Consider the following 15,326-nt stretch of genomic DNA (forward strand, 5'->3'; position numbering starts at 1 on the left):
GAATTCGTCTGCTAATGACACTTGAAATAGTCGAAGGGTTCCAGGCAGGACCTGCAGCGGTAGGCAGCCTTGCAGGGCGTGGAACCGAACTGGCTGATTTTTTCCGTATTCTCTGAACCGCAGCGGGGACACGCAATCACGAGACCGGCACGTCCCGTGAGCCTGGAGATCCTTCCGGCCTCGGCTTTATCGCCGCTCTTGCGTTCGACGGGAGGCGCAATGCCGTATTGGCGCAGTTTTTCCCGCCCCTCCTCACTCAGCCAGTCGGTGGTCCAGGGCGGGCTGAGTTTCTGCTCCAGGCGCAGCTCATCAATGCCGCAGGCCCGCAGTTTCGTTTCGATATCGAGATTGATCACCGCGGTCGCCGGACAGCCGGTATAGGTCGGCGTCACCGTGACCACGAGAGTGTCCGCCTCCCACCTGACATCGCGGATCACGCCCAGGTCGGTCAGCGACAGAACCGGGATTTCCGGGTCGGAAACCTCGGAGAGCCACTGCCAGACGGTCTCGGTTGCCACTTGCATCAAGTCACCACGTAGCGCCCGGATAGGCGCGCTGCAGAAACTGCATTTGCGCCAGAAGATGGCCCAGATGCTCCGTGTGCCGGCCGCTCAAGCCGCCCGAATGGGCAAAATCCGACTGCGGGCGGGTCAGCGTTGCCTCGGCCAACACCGCCTCCACCGTTTCAGTCCAGGCCGGCTTGAGGCTTTCGGGTTTCGGAGCCAGGCCGGCGTCCGACATCGCATCATCCACCCCGTCGCCGCAAAACATCTCGCCGGAAAAGGGCCAGAGCGTATCGAGGGCCGATTGCATACGCGCATGGCTTTCCGACGTGCCATCTCCGAGCCTGATCACAAGATCCGATGACCGGTCGAGGTGGTATGCGGTCTCCTTGCCGGCTTTGGCGGCTATTGCGGCGATCCTTTCATCGGCCGAACGCTCCAGGGCCCTCAGCAGCGGCAGATCATAGGCCTCGATGAGGAATTGCCGCATCAGGGTCTGGCCGAAATCGCCATTGGGCTGTTCGGCCAGCAGGAGATTGCGGAAGTCCCAGGCATCGCGCAGAAAAGCCAGTTCGTTCTCTCCGCGCCCCTTGCCTTCCACCTCCCCTGCGTAGCTGAGCCAAAGGCGTGCCTGTCCGATCAGGTCGAGCGCGACATTGGCGAGCGCGATATCCTCCTCGAGCGCGGGCGCATGGCCGCACCATTCCGATACGCGGTGCCCGAGAACGAGCGCCGTGTCGCCGCGGCGCAGCAGCCAATCGAACAGAATATCGTTTGCGATCAAATCGCTCGCTTCAGTCATCACATTTTCCCGACGTCATCCGGAATGTCATAGAAACTCGGGTGCCGGTAGATCTTGTCCATGGAGGGCTCGAACAGGGCATCCTTTGCAGCCGGGTCAGATGCCGTGATCTGAGCGGAGGGTACGACCCAGATGGAGACGCCTTCCTTGCGCCGTGTGTAAACATCCCGGGCATTCTTGATCGCCATCTCAGCATCCGGCGCGTGCAGCGAGCCGACGTGCCGGTGATTGAGACCGTGCTGCCCCCGGATGAACACTTCCCAAAGCGGCCATTCCTTTTTCATCTCTTTTCTCCGCCTTCCATGCTCACGCCGCCGAACCGCTGCAACGTGCCGACCGCCACAGGCTGGCCGTTGCCACATGGTCCCAGCCAAAGGCATGGTCTGACGACCCGTTGGTGTTGAGATAGTCCAGCCGCTGCCACGCCTCTTCCAGAGTCGGCTGATGTCCCGCGGGGACCGGCCACATGACGAAGTGCATCCGGTCCATGACCTCAAACCATTCCGAGCGCCGATCGTAGAACCGCTTGTGAACGGTTCTAAAAACGAAACTTTCAAGCGCTTCGACGCTTTGCCAGACCGAAAGATTGGGGATCACCATCGGATCGTTCGCGACGGCCATGGCGACGGAATTGCCGGTGTCATCCTTCAGCCGCCACACGAATCCTGGCGTGCGTTCGGCAGCGGCGTTGACCCGGTTCAGATTGTTGACGAAGTCGGCTATCCGCGGATCGTTGATGTCGTGCTTCAGACGGGCAACATTCAGTTCTGCTATGTGATGGTCACGCATCGCGTCCTACTCCGCTGCCGGCCGGATGGCCTGTTTTTCAGCATGTGCCATCAATCCTTCGCGCACCCATGCCCCGTCGTCCCAGGCCCTTATCCGTGCACCCAACCGTTCCCTGTTGCACGGACCGTTCCCCTTCAGCACTTCAAAGAATTCGTTCCAGTCAGGCTCGGAGAAATCGTAGCCGCCCTTCTCCTCGTTCCATCTCAGCTTCTCGTCGGGGATCTTCAGACCCAGATAGTCTGCCTGCGGCGCCGTCTGGTCGACGAATTTCTGACGCAGCTCGTCATTGGTGTTGATCTTGATTTTCCATGCCATCGACTGGGCGGAATGGACCGACTCCTTGTCCGACGGACCGAACATCATCAGCGACGGATACCAGTACCGGTCAAGCGCATCCTGCGCCATCCGCCGCAGGTCCTGCGTGCCGCGCGCCATCTTCATCATGATGTCGAAGCCCTGACGCTGGTGGAAGCTTTCTTCCTTGCAGATGCGGACCATGGCGCGGGCGTAAGGCCCGAAGGACGTTCGCTGCAGCGGCACCTGGTTCATGATCGCGGCACCGTCCACCAGCCAGCCGATGGCGCCGATATCGGCCCAGTTCAGCGTCGGATAATTGAATATGGACGAATATTTCATCTTGCCCGCATGCAGGAGCTCGATCAGCTCGTCCCGGCTCACCCCAAGTGTCTCGGCCGCGCAATACAGATAGAGCCCGTGGCCCGCCTCGTCCTGAACCTTAGCCAGCAAGATGGCCTTGCGCTCCAGCGTTGGCGCGCGGGTGATCCAGTTGCCCTCCGGCAGCTGTCCGACGATTTCGGAATGAGCGTGCTGACCGATCTGGCGGATCAAGGTCTTTCGATAGCCGTCCGGCATCCAGTCGTTCGGCTCGATTTTGTCGCCCCGATCGATCCGCTCCTGAAACGCGCGCTCTTCTTCAGACATTTCGGATATGTCGCGAAGACCGGACGCATCGGTTTTCACCATCTGCGCATACATGACGCCTCCTTTCGCCACATTCAACTTGCGACAGGATAACGCAGAATACGTCACAGAAAAAGTTTGTTTTGCAACTTTTTTGTGATGTTTTGTTGCCGGGTCAGATGGAACCTGCCCGGCGGCTCTGGAGCGGCCCGTATCCGGGCCCCTCCGGCTTTAGAGTCTGGCGGCCAGCGAGATCAGTCTCGCCTCGACTGCAGGCGGCTTTTCCGGCAAATAGCCGTTCTGATCGAGAAGATGCCGGCCGATATGCACATCGGCGGCAACCGACAATCCTACATAGAGTTCAGCGAAAAGGCGGTGGGCTCCAAAGCCCGGCCAATCATCCGGGAGAACGGACGGGGGCAAGCGGGGGTCCCTCAGCCGGATCGCCCGGTAGGCATGAACCAGCGCCAGTCTGAGAAGCAACGCGGTCTCACCCGCCGCGTTTTCGGCCACGACGCTCTTCATCGTGCGAAATCCGTTTATGAACACTGCATAGTCGGCGGAGAGTGCCTGAAGATCGAAGGCGGAGCTCACAAGCGCCTTCAGGTCTTGCGCTTCCGGCCGAAGGGCGGTGGCCCGGAAGGCGGTTCCGAGCACTGGGCGCCCGGGGCGATCGGCACTGGCATGAATATCTGCCCCAAGGCATGCAAAACCATGGCTCATGAGAATGCTCTGGTCCTGCGGATCCGGACAATGCGTAATGATCCAGTCGCACTCGCCGTCCTCCGGTCCGTAAAAGAGCTCGGCCGCAATATGGTATTCGTTGCGGGCATCGGGCGTCAGGGCGTAGAAGCTGCGACGCCCGTCCCGCTGGCCTGCCAATTGGCCCTTGGACACGAGGCGGGAGACCGCCGTGCGAACCAGGGATTCGTTCACGCCGAATCCGGCGCACAGGCGGATGAGATCCCCCATCCAGAGCACGCCTCCACGCGGCTCGACGATGTCACCATAGATGGTGACGATCAGCTGGGCGGCCTTTGGGGGAAAGGGCTTTAGAACGTCATTCGCCAGGAGTTCGACACAGGTTTGCATGAAGCATCTGATCCATCGGTGTTTTTTGCGACCTTATCTCCGAGCGCGAGACAAACCAAGCGTTACGGGTTCCGGTCCTGGGCCGAAGGCGATGCGCGAGCATTGGAAGACGTCTTGCACCGGGCAACAACAGACGTTATACAATTACGTGTAATAAAGTTACATGATTGGAAGTCAAACACATGCATTCCCGCTCCTTGCTCAATTCCTCCGTCCGAACCCTCCGCCACGGCCTTGCCCCGGCGGCTGCGGCGTGCCTGACCCTCGCGACAGCCACGGCGAACGCCGAAACCCCTTCGGTCGTGACCACGATCAAACCGCTGCACTCTATTGCCACCGCCGTCATGGAGGGCGTCGGAACGCCGCATATCCTGATCGACGGCGCGTCTTCCCCCACGGCTTTGCGTTGAAACCGTCCCAGGCCGCCCTGTTGCAAGAGGCGAGTGCCGTTTTCTGGGTGGGTCCGGAACTTGCACCGGCCCTTGCAAAGCCGATCGAATCGATGGCCGACGATGCCGTCGTCGTGGAGTTCATGGAGTCGGCCGGAATTCATCATCTCGATATCCGCGAAGGGACAAGCTTCGACAGCCACGATCACGATCATGGCGATGAGCATGAGGAGGCCCACGGCGAGCACGAGGGCGAGGAAACTCATGAGGAACATGCCGCCCATGAGTATCACGAGGATGATGCGCACGAGGCCGGACACGAGCACGTCGAGGCGCATGATCCGCATCTCTGGCTGAATCCGGAAAACGGCATCGCGATCGCCGGTGTGATGGCCGAGACGCTCGCGGAACTCGATCCCGGCAATGCGGCGACCTACCGGGAAAATGCCGCTAAGTTCACTAGCCGTATCGAAACTCTGGAGCAGGAGATAAGAGCAGAGCTGGAACCGCTTTCAGACAAGAAGTTCGTTGTTTTCCACGACGCTTATCACCACTTCGAACATCATTTCGAAATTGAAGCGAGCGGGTCGGTCACCGTCTCGCCTGAAGCACTGTCGAGCGCCGACAGGGTTGCGGCGATTCAGGACCGGATCAAGGAACTGGGCGTGGTCTGCGTTTTCCAGGAACCGCAATTCGATGCCAAACTGGTGGACGTGGTTCTGGAGGGCAGCAATGCCCGCAAGGGAACGCTCGACCCTCTCGGCACCGACCTTGCCAACGGTCCGGATCTATATCCGCAACTCCTTGAAAACCTGTCCGGATCGCTTGCCGCCTGCCTCAACGGCCAGTCCTGAATCAAAAAACCGCCGGAACGTGTCCGGCGGTTTCTTTTCAGCTCATGATCTGTCAGGAGGTCCGGGCCTTTGCCCGGGCCTCTTCCGTTTTCTCGATCGCCTGCAGAAGGTAGCGGTCGCGGTCGTAGACGTCGGTGTAGTAGGCGATTGAGCCGTCAAGCTCGGGCCAGGCGGTGAAGTAGGAGACATAGACCGGGATATCGCCGGTCACCTGCTCCTGCTCGTTCTGTCCGTTCCCGATGCGGGATGTGACGTATTCCTTCGATTTTCCAAGCACTGCGGCAGCCATCGCCTTCGGGTCCTGCAAACGGATACAGCCATGGCTGTAGGCGCGCATATCCTTTGCGAAGAGATTCTTGGCCGGCGTGTCGTGCATGTAGATGTGATGCTTGTTCGGAAAGAGGATCTTCACCTCGCCAAGCGCATTGGAGCTGCCCGGATACTGGCGAACATTGACCGATTGCTGCTTGGTTGCGACCGCATACCAGTCCACGGCAGCTGACGAAATCTGACGCCCGCCGGGCGTGGTGACTTCATAGCCGGCGCGATCCAGATAGCTGGGATCCTTCGCAAGCTTCGGCAGCATTTCGTTGACGATGATCGAGTATGGAACGCCCCAATACGGGTTGTATTCGACAACCTCGATCTTGTCGTAGAAGAAGTTGGTCTGATTGGATTTTGTCCCAACGACCACGCGCATCGACAGCGGGACGTCACCGGGGGATGTATAGGTCGCGGTGAAGGAGGCCTGGTTGATGAACACCTTGCGTTCGCCGAGATCTTCGGGAATCCAGCGACTGCGTTCCATCGCCAGCTCCACCTTGGCAATCTTGGCCGCATTGGTCTCCCCCACCATCGCGGTGATGGTGTTCTTGCCGACAATTCCGTCCGCCGTCAGCTTGGCCTCTTTCTGAAAGGCGCGGACCAGCTCGACGAGTTCGGGCGTATAGAGGTCCGAACCGTCATAGGCTTCGAGGGTTTCGGCGTGGGCGGTCTTCAGGTCCTGCGAGCCGTTCTTCCTGATCGCCGCAACGATGTTTTTCATTTCCGGGCTGGAGTCTCCGGCCTTCAGGAATGTTCCCGGAGCGATAACGATCTGATCGGTTTCTTCGTCTTCGGCTTTCAGGCGCGCCAGTTCGGCGGTGAGTTTTCTGAAATGATCGTTTTGCGGCTGAGCCTTTTCCAGCGCCACGGCGGGACTGTCTGCCGCAGAAACCTTTTCCAGCGAGGCAACCAGATCGACATCGTGCCGCGGCAGATCGTGGTACTGGGAAATGCGGTTCGGATCGACCCGGCCCCGTTTTGCATCCAGCACATAGGTAAGCACCGCCGCACTCATTTCCATTTCGAAGCGCATCATCGCGGCATCGCGTTCAGCGTCCTCAAGGCCAGCTTCCGCCGGCGTCTGCACGACGTAGTCTGCCGGGTTGAGGGCATATCTGCCTGCCTCGGCAAGGGCGCGGCGTGCCTGTGCCGACTTTTCCGTCGGTTTGCCGTCTTTTACCCAGACGAAGTTCGGGTGATCGCGGTAATATGCGAGCAGCGCCTCTCCGACTTCCGGAAGAACCGTCAGCGACATGTCTTTCAGCACCGGGCGCACCTCATCAAAGGCCGTCAGAATGACGGGTTCCGGCCGGACGGTGTCGACCTCGGTCTGGATCCCTGCGTCTGCCTCGGTTTCCGGTCCCTGAGGATCCGGTTGGACTTCTGCCGTTTTCTTCTCGGAAAGCGGTGCCAGGGAGACCGTCTTCCAGCTATCCGGCGAATAATTGAGATAGCGGGGCGAGGATACTGTCACGTTGGGGATGCGCTCGCGGCGCTCCGCCTGGAGCTCACGCTGCTGCTGCATGCGGTGAGCTTCCGGATTGAACAGGCGCTGGAAGAAACCTTGGGCGGAGGTCGTTTCAATTGCCGCGGCGTTCAGCCCCGTGGCAAGTACCGTCGCCATCAGACCGGCCTTGATAGAGTTTCCCAGGGCATTGCGGGAACATCTCTTCAACGCAATTGCGCTACCCTCGTCGGTTAGCTCGCCGTGCCCCAATTTATCTGCTCGCATTATTTCAACCTGTAAATCCGTGAATTCATTTTCATCCGGTACAACGCCCTGTCCACCCGGACGGTTTCGTTCCCTGCCAAAGAATAAGCTGCTCGTACCGTCATTATTGCCGCACAATCCTGTCGCCAGCCGCTTCTCTTTGCGAAAACCGCCGACAATCGCGCTTGACCGATTCAGGGCACGGGCCCAGAGTTAGGTGATACTATATCAGGCTTTTTCAGTGGTTAAGGCACGCCGCAGTTCAGAGGATTTAAATTCAAATCGGTGTGACGAATATGCCGCTTTTCAGGAGCCAGGCAGAGCGAGCGCTCTCAGGACAGCTACATTGAACCAGCAGACACTGCAGAAATCTCCGGCCAAACGGGCAAAGCTCCGTAACGTGACCTTTGTCACGCTCGGGGGTCGGGAGGCAGCCTATATCGATCTCACGAATAGGTGAAAACGATCGGAGCACAGGAAATGTCGACTTTTCAATTCAATGTCGGGGATCATACCTCGTCGGTTTCAAAGTACACCCGTTTCAATTCCACTCAATACGCCACCCTCAAATGGGCGCGGAGCAAGCTTTTCAGGATGGTCAAGAACAATCCGAGCTGCAACGCCTATTTCCGGAAGCTGCCCAACAGGCGCAGCCTGTCCGACATGATCGGAGACAGCCGCATCTGGGTGAATTACGGTCCGACGATTTCCCCCTTTACGGCGAGATCCACGCCGCAAGCGGTGAAATTGCCGTCGGCGACCGGGCTTTCAAGATGGGGCGCTGGATGGTCCTGGCGACCATCATTCACGAATTCGCCCACCATAACGGCGCACCGATAACCGGCGGCGACACGAGCGCTGAAGAGGCCGTTTATCACTGCGGCCTCGGCACCAGCGACGAATACTACGGCGGCGAAGATGACCCGAGCACGCCCTACGACCCGAGTGTCGGAGGCTAAAAGGAGCCAAGCCGCCCTGCGTGAGCAGGGCCGCCCTTTAAGTGACACAGGTTTCTGAACGCGGCCCGCTGTGCCGCATTCGCCTGTTCAAGCCGAAAGCAGGTTGTTCTAGAACGGAATCTCGTCGTCCATCGGACCGGCACCGCCGCCACCGCCGGACGGGCCACCGAAGCCGCCGCCGCCGCCATATCCGCTGCCGCCACCAGAGCCACCGCCGAAGCTGCCGCCCTGTGGTTCGTTGCCATAGTCTGGAGGACTGCTCTGCTGGCCACCGCCCTCGCCCCGGCCATCCAGCATGGTCAAGGTCGAGTTGAAGCCCTGCAGAACGACCTCCGTCGAATAACGCTCCTGGCCGGATTGGTCCTGCCACTTGCGGGTCTGCAACTGGCCTTCGATGTAGACCTTGGCGCCCTTGCGCAGGTAATTTTCACAGACCTTGCAAAGCCCTTCGTTGAAGATCACCACCCGGTGCCATTCGGTCTTTTCACGGCGTTCGCCGGTGTTGCGGTCCCGCCAGCTCTCGGACGTTGCGATCCGCAGATTGGCGATCGGACGACCGTCCTGCGTCCGGCGAATTTCCGGATCGGCTCCCAAGTTGCCGACCAAAATGACTTTATTGACGCTGCCCGCCATTCTGCACTCCTGTTTGTTCTCTTAACGGTTCGTCCGGCATTTCCCGTGCTTCTGCGGCACGTGGCGGGCCAGTCAATCCGCATTGCAAGCGTTGCTGCAAGAAAGCAGAAGCCTAACGGCCCGCCAACGGCTCCGCCTGCTTTTTCGCCTTCAGGCACCGATTTTCCACAGCGCAGGAGCTTGGCCCCTGGCGATTTCGAAAACCGCGGTTCGATTTTCGGCGCCGACGGTCCCGGTCACAGTTGTATCGCCATGCAGTTTACCCCACATATGGCCTGCCCTGCCAAATGCTATTGCCCGGATTATTCGCGGTGGCCGGAGCCGGCGTCCGTCAGCAGTTCAATTCTCCTGACATCAACTGGCAAGATGTACTTGTTTTGTTCTTACCATTTCTGTAAAAGCAATTCAATCAGACATCGCATCCGATAGCATCCCGGCATAGTGGCAAATGCATCACTGGAAGCGAAGCTCCAAACTGCTATATCGGGGGTATGCCGAACCGGCCTGCGGCGGCGGCTGATATATCCAACACCATGCACCCGGCGCGCATTTCCACCCGTGCATGAGCTCAGGAAGAGTGAGAATGACGACATCCAAGGTCTCTCAGACGGACGCCTGGAAAAAGGATCCGACAAAGATGATCAGTATCCGCGGCGCCCGGGAACATAACCTGAAAGGCGTGGATATCGATCTGCCGCGGGACAAGCTGATCGTGATGACCGGCCTGTCGGGATCGGGAAAATCTTCGCTCGCCTTCGATACGATTTATGCGGAGGGCCAGCGCCGCTACGTGGAAAGCCTGTCCGCCTATGCGCGCCAGTTCCTGGAGATGATGCAGAAGCCGGATGTCGACCAGATCGACGGTCTTTCGCCGGCCATTTCCATCGAACAGAAAACCACCTCGCGCAATCCACGCTCCACGGTGGGCACCGTCACCGAGATCTACGACTATATGCGCCTCCTGTTCGCGCGGGTCGGAATTCCCTATTCGCCGGCAACAGGCCTGCCGATCGAAAGCCAGACGATCAGCCAGATGGTGGACAGGGTGCTGGAGCTGGAAGAAGGTGCGCGCCTATATCTTCTGGCGCCTATGGTGCGCGGCCGGAAAGGCGAGTACCGCAAGGAACTGGCGGAGCTGATGAAGAAGGGCTTCCAGCGCGTCAAGATCGACGGCACCTTTCACGAAATCGCCGACGCCCCTGCCCTCGACAAGAAGTTCAAGCATGACATCGATGTTGTCGTGGACCGGATTGTCGTGCGCGATGATATCGCGGGCCGGCTGGCCGATTCCCTCGAAACCGCGCTTAAGCTGGCCGACGGGATCGCAGTTGCCGAGTTTGCCGATCAGACCGATGAGAACGGCGATCCGAAGCGGATGATCTTTTCCGAGAAATTTGCCTGTCCGGTTTCCGGGTTCACGATTTCGGAAATCGAACCCCGGCTGTTCTCGTTCAACAATCCCTTCGGTGCCTGCCCGACCTGTGACGGCCTGGGAACCACGCTCGCGTTCGAGGAGGATCTCGTCGTGCCGGATCACTCCCTGTCCCTTCGCGAAGGCGCCGTGCTGCCGTGGGCGAAGACCGGGTCGACCTCGCCCTATTACACGCAAACCCTGGAAGCACTCAGCAACCATTTCCGGATTTCCATGGCAACGCCGTGGAAGGATCTGCCAGAGGACGTGCAGGATGCCATTCTCCACGGGACCGGCAACACGAAAATCGAGTTCATCTATGACGACGGCGTCAGGAGCTACCGTACCGAAAAGACATTCGAGGGGGTGATCGGCAATGTCGAGCGGCGGTGGCGGGAAACCGAATCCAGCTGGGTGCGCGAGGAACTGTCGCGCTTCCAGTCCGACCACGCCTGCCCGGCCTGCAACGGCTTCCGCCTGAAACCGGAGGCGCTCGCCGTCAAGATCGCCGGCATGCATATCGGTGAGATCACCCAATATTCCATCCGGCAGGCAAGCGACTGGTTCGAGCAGCTTCCCGAGGCGCTGAATACGAAGCAGACCGAGATTGCCGGGCGCATCCTGAAGGAAATCCGGGAAAGGCTGAAGTTTCTCAATGATGTCGGCCTGGAATATCTGACGCTGTCGCGTGCATCGGGAACACTTTCGGGCGGCGAAAGCCAGCGTATTCGCCTGGCCTCGCAGATCGGATCCGGCCTCACCGGCGTGCTCTATGTCCTGGACGAGCCTTCGATCGGCCTGCACCAGCGCGACAACGCCCGTCTTCTTGAAACGCTGAAACATCTTCGCGATCTCGGCAACACGGTCATCGTCGTCGAGCATGACGAGGATGCGGTCATGACGGCGGACTATGTGGTGGATGTCGGACCGGGCGCCGGGATTCATGGCGGCGAGATCATCGCCAAGGGCACACCGGCGGAAATCATGGCCAGCCCGAATTCCCTGACGGGACAGTATCTTTCGGGCGCCAAGATGATTTGCCGGACCGAAGGTCCGCGCAAGATCAACAAGAAGCGTCAGATCTCCGTGCGCGGCGCGCGCGGCAACAATCTGAAGGATATCGATGTGGACGTGCCGCTTGGCACTTTCACTTGCGTCACCGGCGTCTCTGGCGGCGGCAAGTCAACGTTCCTGATCGACACGCTCTACAAGGCTGCCGCGCGCCGTCTCAACGGATCGCGCGACAATCCCGCGCCACACGACCGTATCGAAGGCCTGGAAGTTCTCGACAAGGTGATCGATATCGACCAGTCGCCGATCGGCCGGACGCCGCGTTCGAACCCGGCGACCTATACCGGCGCCTTCACGCCGATCCGGGAATGGTTCGCCGGCATGCCGGAAGCGAAGGCCCGCGGGTATCAGCCCGGGCGCTTCTCCTTCAACGTGAAGGGCGGACGCTGCGAGGCCTGCCAGGGCGACGGGGTCATCAAGATCGAGATGCACTTCCTGCCGGATGTCTATGTCACCTGCGACGTCTGCAAGGGCAAACGCTACAACCGGGAAACGCTGGAAGTGGAGTTCAAGGGCAAGTCCATTGCCGATGTGCTCGACATGACGGTTGAAGAAGCCGCGGAATTCTTTTCAGCCGTGCCGGCCGTTCGCGACAAGATGGACACGCTTGCGCGCGTCGGTCTTGGCTATATCAAGGTCGGCCAGCAGGCAACCACGCTTTCCGGTGGCGAGGCACAGCGTGTGAAGCTTGCCAAGGAGCTTTCCAAGCGCTCGACCGGACGCACGCTGTACATTCTCGACGAGCCGACGACCGGACTGCATTTCCACGATGTTGCCAAGTTGCTCGACGTGCTGCACGAGCTGGCCGACCAGGGCAACACGGTTCTGGTGATCGAACACAATCTGGAAGTCATCAAGACGGCGGACTGGATCATCGATCTCGGACCGGAGGGCGGCGACGGCGGCGGCATGGTCGTGGCGACAGGCCGGCCGGAGGACGTTGCCGACGTGAAGGAGAGCTACACCGGCCAGTTTCTCCAGGAACTCCTGCAGCGGCGGCCTCAACGCGCCTCCCATGCGGCCGAATAGACTCACCTGATCAGACCGCCACTCCAGTGTGCGCTGCACACTGGAGTTTATTTTGCTGATTCCTCATACATTTTCCGAATCACTCGAGCTGAGGTGCGACATTTTTTGCTGCAATGCACCAAACGCATATCAGGCATGCAGAGATAGCTCTTCTTTTAATTCGGTTGGCGAAATATATCTGGGTTCAACAACAGAGCGGAGCGGTGAGCGCTTCTCGTAATAAGGAACAGTAAAATGTTTGACACAGTACGCCAAAAGTACAGCAGCTGGGTGAGCTACCGGCGTGCGGTTGACGAATTGTCCCGCCTGTCCACCCGCGAACTGTCCGACCTCGGCATCTGCCGCAGCGACATCCGGTTTGTCGCCCGCCGTTCCGTAAACGGCTAACAGAATTCAGAGATCGCGTCCCGAGGCATCCTCCTCCCAGCCGACGGACGTGTGACACGCAGGGCATCCTCCTCCCAGCCCTGTCACGTCGAAACGACGCCCGCCAGTACCTCCTCCCACTGGCGGGCGTTCGTTTGTCCGGCGTACGCCATTCCCGAAAATAAAACCCCAAGCGCCGTACGAACATCCCAAGGCAATCGGCCTTCCTGCTGCTTTTGAGCAGTGGCGTGTCCGCCCCCTCGCAACCGTCTGAGATGCTCGAAGGCACGCTGTTGGGGTACCGCTTCGCGGATCAGTCCCGTTGTCAGCGAAAATGGTGCATGTGCGAAGAGGCGCCATCAACGTGCGCGACAGACCGCGCGCATCTGCATGGCTAATGCAGCCTTAACTCATTCTATGACCTGCATTTCATGCATACCAGCTTCGCGAAATTGCCCCTACCGTGCACTGCACAAAACCTCTATCTACAGATCGTAAGAGATGAACGGGCCAGACGCCGATCCGCGGTGCCTTGGCCACAAGATAGCGAAAGGCCTCAACCATGATCGACACAGTAGTTCGCAAATTCAACAACTGGAAACGCTTCCGTCAGACCTATGACGAACTGTCCGGCCTGACGAACCGTGAACTGGACGACCTGGGCATTGCCCGTGCAGACATTGCACGCTACGCCCGTATGTCCGCAAAATAACAGGTTTCGCAGCCTGAAGGCCTCCTCCTCCCATCCTTCGGGTTGCGATCTCTGCGCAAAAGCGCAGAACCTCAAAAACGCTTGCCGGTACCTCCTCCCACCGGCAGGCGTTTTTCTTTTGTGTAATCGTAAGCTGGGCTTCCTCCCGTCCAGGCGGCCTCCTGACCCGGGCGCGCGAACGGCACCGATCCGGGAAAACATTGCGATGTCGCCTGATCGGATGTAATCAGGGGCAAACGCAGTATCCGGTCAGGTCTTGCGGCGCGCACGCCGCTTGAGACGCCGGACAGCTTCCAAGGACGCAAAATGACCCCCATCCATGTAATCGGCGGCGGCCTGGCAGGGTCCGAAGCCGCATGGCAAATCGCACAGGCCGGTCTGGACGTTGTGTTGCACGAAATGCGCCCCGTGCGTAAGACCGATGCCCACCAGAGCGATGGCCTGGCTGAACTCGTGTGCTCCAACTCGTTCCGGTCCGACGATTCCGAACAGAACGCGGTCGGCCTCATCCATTACGAATTGCGCCAGCTTGGCTCTTTGATCATGTCCAGCGCGGATGCCAACCAGGTGCCCGCGGGCAGTGCCCTGGCAGTAGACCGCGAAGGGTTTTCCCAGGCTGTCACACGTGCATTGGAAAACCATCCCCGGATCCGCATTGAACGCGAGGAAATCGCCGGCTTCCCTCCGGCGGACTGGGAAAAGGTCATTATCGCAACCGGGCCTCTGACGTCTCCTTCACTTTCGAACTCCATTCTGGAAAAGAGCGGAGAGGATGCCCTCGCCTTTTTCGACGCGATCGCTCCGATCGTGCATTTCGAGTCGATCGATCTCTCCAAGGCGTGGTTCCAGTCACGCTATGACAAGGTCGGCCCAGGAGGCACAGGCAAGGACTATCTCAATTGCCCCATGGACAGGGAGCAATATGAGGCATTCATCGATGCTTTGCTTGGTGGGGAGACAGCGGACTTCAAGGAATGGGAAGCCGACACGCCCTATTTCGACGGTTGCCTGCCCATAGAAGTGATGGCGGCGCGTGGAAGGGAAACCTTGCGCCATGGTCCCATGAAGCCGATGGGCCTGACCAACGCTCACAATCCTGACGTCAAAGCCTATGCGGTGGTTCAGCTTCGCCAGGACAATGCGCTCGGAACGCTCTACAACATGGTCGGTTTTCAGACGAAACTGAAATACGGCGCGCAGGCGGACATCTTTCGTATGATTCCGGGCCTGGAAAACGCCCAGTTCGCGCGGCTTGGCGGCCTGCACCGCAATACGTTCCTGAACTCTCCCAAGGTCCTCGATGACACTTTGCGGCTCAAGGCGGATCCGCGCCTGCGCTTTGCCGGTCAGATCACCGGCTGTGAGGGCTATGTGGAGTCGGCCAGTGTCGGCTGCATGGCCGGACTTTTCGCCGTGATGGAAGCCCGCGGACAGGAGATTGTCTCGCCTCCCCAGACTACCGCGATCGGCGCTCTTCTGGGTCACATTACCGGCGGGCATATCACCCGGGAAGACGGTGCGGGCAAGCCCGGCTCCTTCCAGCCGATGAACGTCAATTTCGGCCTGTTTCCGCCCGTCGAAGCACCGAACAAGGACGAGAACGGCAAGCGGCTGAAGGGAAAGGACAAGGCCAGGGCGAAGAAACTCGCAATGACCAACCGGGCCAAGGACGATTTTTCAAAGTGGCTGTCAGGTCAGGGACTTCAGAAGGCCGCTGCCGAATAACGGGCCACCAGCCGGCGGCTGGGCAGCATTCGCCA

The 15,326-nt window shown here is 59.5% G+C and carries 15 protein-coding genes; 7 read left to right on the top strand and 8 right to left on the bottom strand.

The window, feature by feature from the left end; all coding sequences use genetic code 11:
• Positions 1-11 precede the first annotated feature (11 nt).
• The 6 genes from paaD to ON753_RS10340 form a co-directional block, all read right to left on the bottom strand.
• A complete protein-coding gene (gene paaD, locus ON753_RS10315; RefSeq protein ID WP_265962431.1) occupies positions 12-524 on the bottom strand; it encodes a 1,2-phenylacetyl-CoA epoxidase subunit PaaD in 513 nt (170 codons plus the stop codon).
• A 4-nt stretch (positions 525-528) separates the two neighbouring features.
• On the bottom strand, positions 529-1,305 hold the full coding sequence (gene paaC / locus ON753_RS10320) for a 1,2-phenylacetyl-CoA epoxidase subunit PaaC (protein ID WP_265962432.1): 777 nt from the start codon (positions 1,303-1,305) through the stop codon (positions 529-531).
• A complete protein-coding gene (gene paaB, locus ON753_RS10325; protein WP_265962433.1) occupies positions 1,305-1,589 on the bottom strand; it encodes a 1,2-phenylacetyl-CoA epoxidase subunit PaaB in 285 nt (94 codons plus the stop codon). The genes paaC and paaB overlap by 1 nt, the downstream gene beginning before the upstream one ends.
• Positions 1,590-1,611: 22 nt before the next feature.
• Positions 1,612-2,094, bottom strand: coding sequence for a DUF3291 domain-containing protein (locus ON753_RS10330; protein ID WP_265962434.1), 483 nt, complete (start codon positions 2,092-2,094; stop codon positions 1,612-1,614).
• Positions 2,095-2,100: 6 nt separating this feature from the next.
• Positions 2,101-3,090, bottom strand: coding sequence for a 1,2-phenylacetyl-CoA epoxidase subunit PaaA (gene paaA / locus ON753_RS10335; protein ID WP_265962435.1), 990 nt, complete (start codon positions 3,088-3,090; stop codon positions 2,101-2,103).
• 156 nt (positions 3,091-3,246) lie between these two features.
• Positions 3,247-4,107 carry a PaaX family transcriptional regulator gene (locus ON753_RS10340; RefSeq protein ID WP_265962436.1) on the bottom strand — a complete coding sequence of 287 codons (861 nt, stop codon included), beginning with the start codon at positions 4,105-4,107 and terminating at the stop codon, positions 3,247-3,249.
• A gap of 182 nt (positions 4,108-4,289) precedes the next feature.
• On the opposite strand from ON753_RS10340, the gene ON753_RS10345 reads away from it, so the two are divergent.
• Both ON753_RS10345 and ON753_RS10350 read left to right on the top strand, forming a co-directional pair.
• A complete protein-coding gene (locus ON753_RS10345; RefSeq protein ID WP_265962437.1) occupies positions 4,290-4,517 on the top strand; it encodes a hypothetical protein in 228 nt (75 codons plus the stop codon).
• Positions 4,514-5,350 (top strand): zinc ABC transporter substrate-binding protein, encoded by an 837-nt coding sequence (locus tag ON753_RS10350; protein WP_265962438.1) that lies wholly within the window; start codon positions 4,514-4,516, stop codon positions 5,348-5,350. Before ON753_RS10345 ends, ON753_RS10350 begins: the two co-directional genes overlap by 4 nt.
• Positions 5,351-5,402: 52 nt before the next feature.
• On the opposite strand, the gene ON753_RS10355 is transcribed toward ON753_RS10350, so the two are convergent.
• Entirely contained in the window at positions 5,403-7,298 is a 1,896-nt protein-coding gene (locus tag ON753_RS10355; RefSeq protein WP_265962439.1) for a L,D-transpeptidase family protein, read from the bottom strand.
• Positions 7,299-8,158: 860 nt separating this feature from the next.
• Here ON753_RS10355 and ON753_RS10360 point away from each other — a divergent pair.
• Positions 8,159-8,344 carry a hypothetical protein gene (locus tag ON753_RS10360; protein WP_265962440.1) on the top strand — a complete coding sequence of 62 codons (186 nt, stop codon included), beginning with the start codon at positions 8,159-8,161 and terminating at the stop codon, positions 8,342-8,344.
• 108 nt (positions 8,345-8,452) lie between these two features.
• On the opposite strand, the gene ON753_RS10365 is transcribed toward ON753_RS10360, so the two are convergent.
• Positions 8,453-8,977: a single-stranded DNA-binding protein gene (locus tag ON753_RS10365; protein ID WP_265962441.1), complete on the bottom strand. Its 525-nt coding sequence runs from the start codon at positions 8,975-8,977 to the stop codon at positions 8,453-8,455.
• 583 nt (positions 8,978-9,560) lie between these two features.
• Here ON753_RS10365 and uvrA point away from each other — a divergent pair.
• From uvrA to trmFO, 4 genes are all read left to right on the top strand, one after another.
• Positions 9,561-12,488, top strand: a complete 2,928-nt coding sequence (gene uvrA / locus ON753_RS10370) for an excinuclease ABC subunit UvrA (protein ID WP_265962442.1) — start codon at positions 9,561-9,563, stop codon at positions 12,486-12,488.
• A gap of 234 nt (positions 12,489-12,722) precedes the next feature.
• Complete coding sequence (locus ON753_RS10375) at positions 12,723-12,875, top strand: DUF1127 domain-containing protein (protein WP_265962443.1); 153 nt, start codon at positions 12,723-12,725, stop codon at positions 12,873-12,875.
• Between the two features lie 541 nt (positions 12,876-13,416).
• The gene (locus ON753_RS10380) at positions 13,417-13,566 is read left to right on the top strand and encodes a DUF1127 domain-containing protein (RefSeq protein WP_265962444.1); all 150 of its coding nucleotides are present in this window, start codon (positions 13,417-13,419) and stop codon (positions 13,564-13,566) included.
• A 306-nt stretch (positions 13,567-13,872) separates the two neighbouring features.
• Positions 13,873-15,291 (top strand): methylenetetrahydrofolate--tRNA-(uracil(54)-C(5))-methyltransferase (FADH(2)-oxidizing) TrmFO, encoded by a 1,419-nt coding sequence (gene trmFO, locus ON753_RS10385; RefSeq protein ID WP_265962445.1) that lies wholly within the window; start codon positions 13,873-13,875, stop codon positions 15,289-15,291.
• Positions 15,292-15,326 lie beyond the last annotated feature (35 nt).

Source organism: Roseibium salinum (assembly GCF_026240905.1).
Classification (GTDB): Bacteria; Pseudomonadota; Alphaproteobacteria; order Rhizobiales; family Stappiaceae; genus Roseibium; species Roseibium salinum.

Bases quoted from the DNA above. Each gene is read 5' to 3' on its own strand.
- ON753_RS10345 (WP_265962437.1), top strand. From the start codon at position 4,290: ATGCATTCCCGCTCCTTGCTCAATTCCTCCGTCCGAACCCTCCGCCAC.
- uvrA (WP_265962442.1), top strand. From the start codon at position 9,561: ATGACGACATCCAAGGTCTCTCAGACGGACGCCTGGAAAAAGGATCCG.
- paaD (WP_265962431.1), bottom strand. From the start codon at position 524: ATGCAAGTGGCAACCGAGACCGTCTGGCAGTGGCTCTCCGAGGTTTCC.
- ON753_RS10375 (WP_265962443.1), top strand. From the start codon at position 12,723: ATGTTTGACACAGTACGCCAAAAGTACAGCAGCTGGGTGAGCTACCGG.
- ON753_RS10340 (WP_265962436.1), bottom strand. From the start codon at position 4,107: ATGCAAACCTGTGTCGAACTCCTGGCGAATGACGTTCTAAAGCCCTTT.
- ON753_RS10360 (WP_265962440.1), top strand. From the start codon at position 8,159: ATGGGGCGCTGGATGGTCCTGGCGACCATCATTCACGAATTCGCCCAC.
- ON753_RS10355 (WP_265962439.1), bottom strand. From the start codon at position 7,298: ATGGCGACGGTACTTGCCACGGGGCTGAACGCCGCGGCAATTGAAACG.
- trmFO (WP_265962445.1), top strand. From the start codon at position 13,873: ATGACCCCCATCCATGTAATCGGCGGCGGCCTGGCAGGGTCCGAAGCC.
- paaB (WP_265962433.1), bottom strand. From the start codon at position 1,589: ATGAAAAAGGAATGGCCGCTTTGGGAAGTGTTCATCCGGGGGCAGCAC.
- ON753_RS10380 (WP_265962444.1), top strand. From the start codon at position 13,417: ATGATCGACACAGTAGTTCGCAAATTCAACAACTGGAAACGCTTCCGT.
- ON753_RS10330 (WP_265962434.1), bottom strand. From the start codon at position 2,094: ATGCGTGACCATCACATAGCAGAACTGAATGTTGCCCGTCTGAAGCAC.
- paaA (WP_265962435.1), bottom strand. From the start codon at position 3,090: ATGTATGCGCAGATGGTGAAAACCGATGCGTCCGGTCTTCGCGACATA.
- ON753_RS10365 (WP_265962441.1), bottom strand. From the start codon at position 8,977: ATGGCGGGCAGCGTCAATAAAGTCATTTTGGTCGGCAACTTGGGAGCC.
- paaC (WP_265962432.1), bottom strand. From the start codon at position 1,305: ATGACTGAAGCGAGCGATTTGATCGCAAACGATATTCTGTTCGATTGG.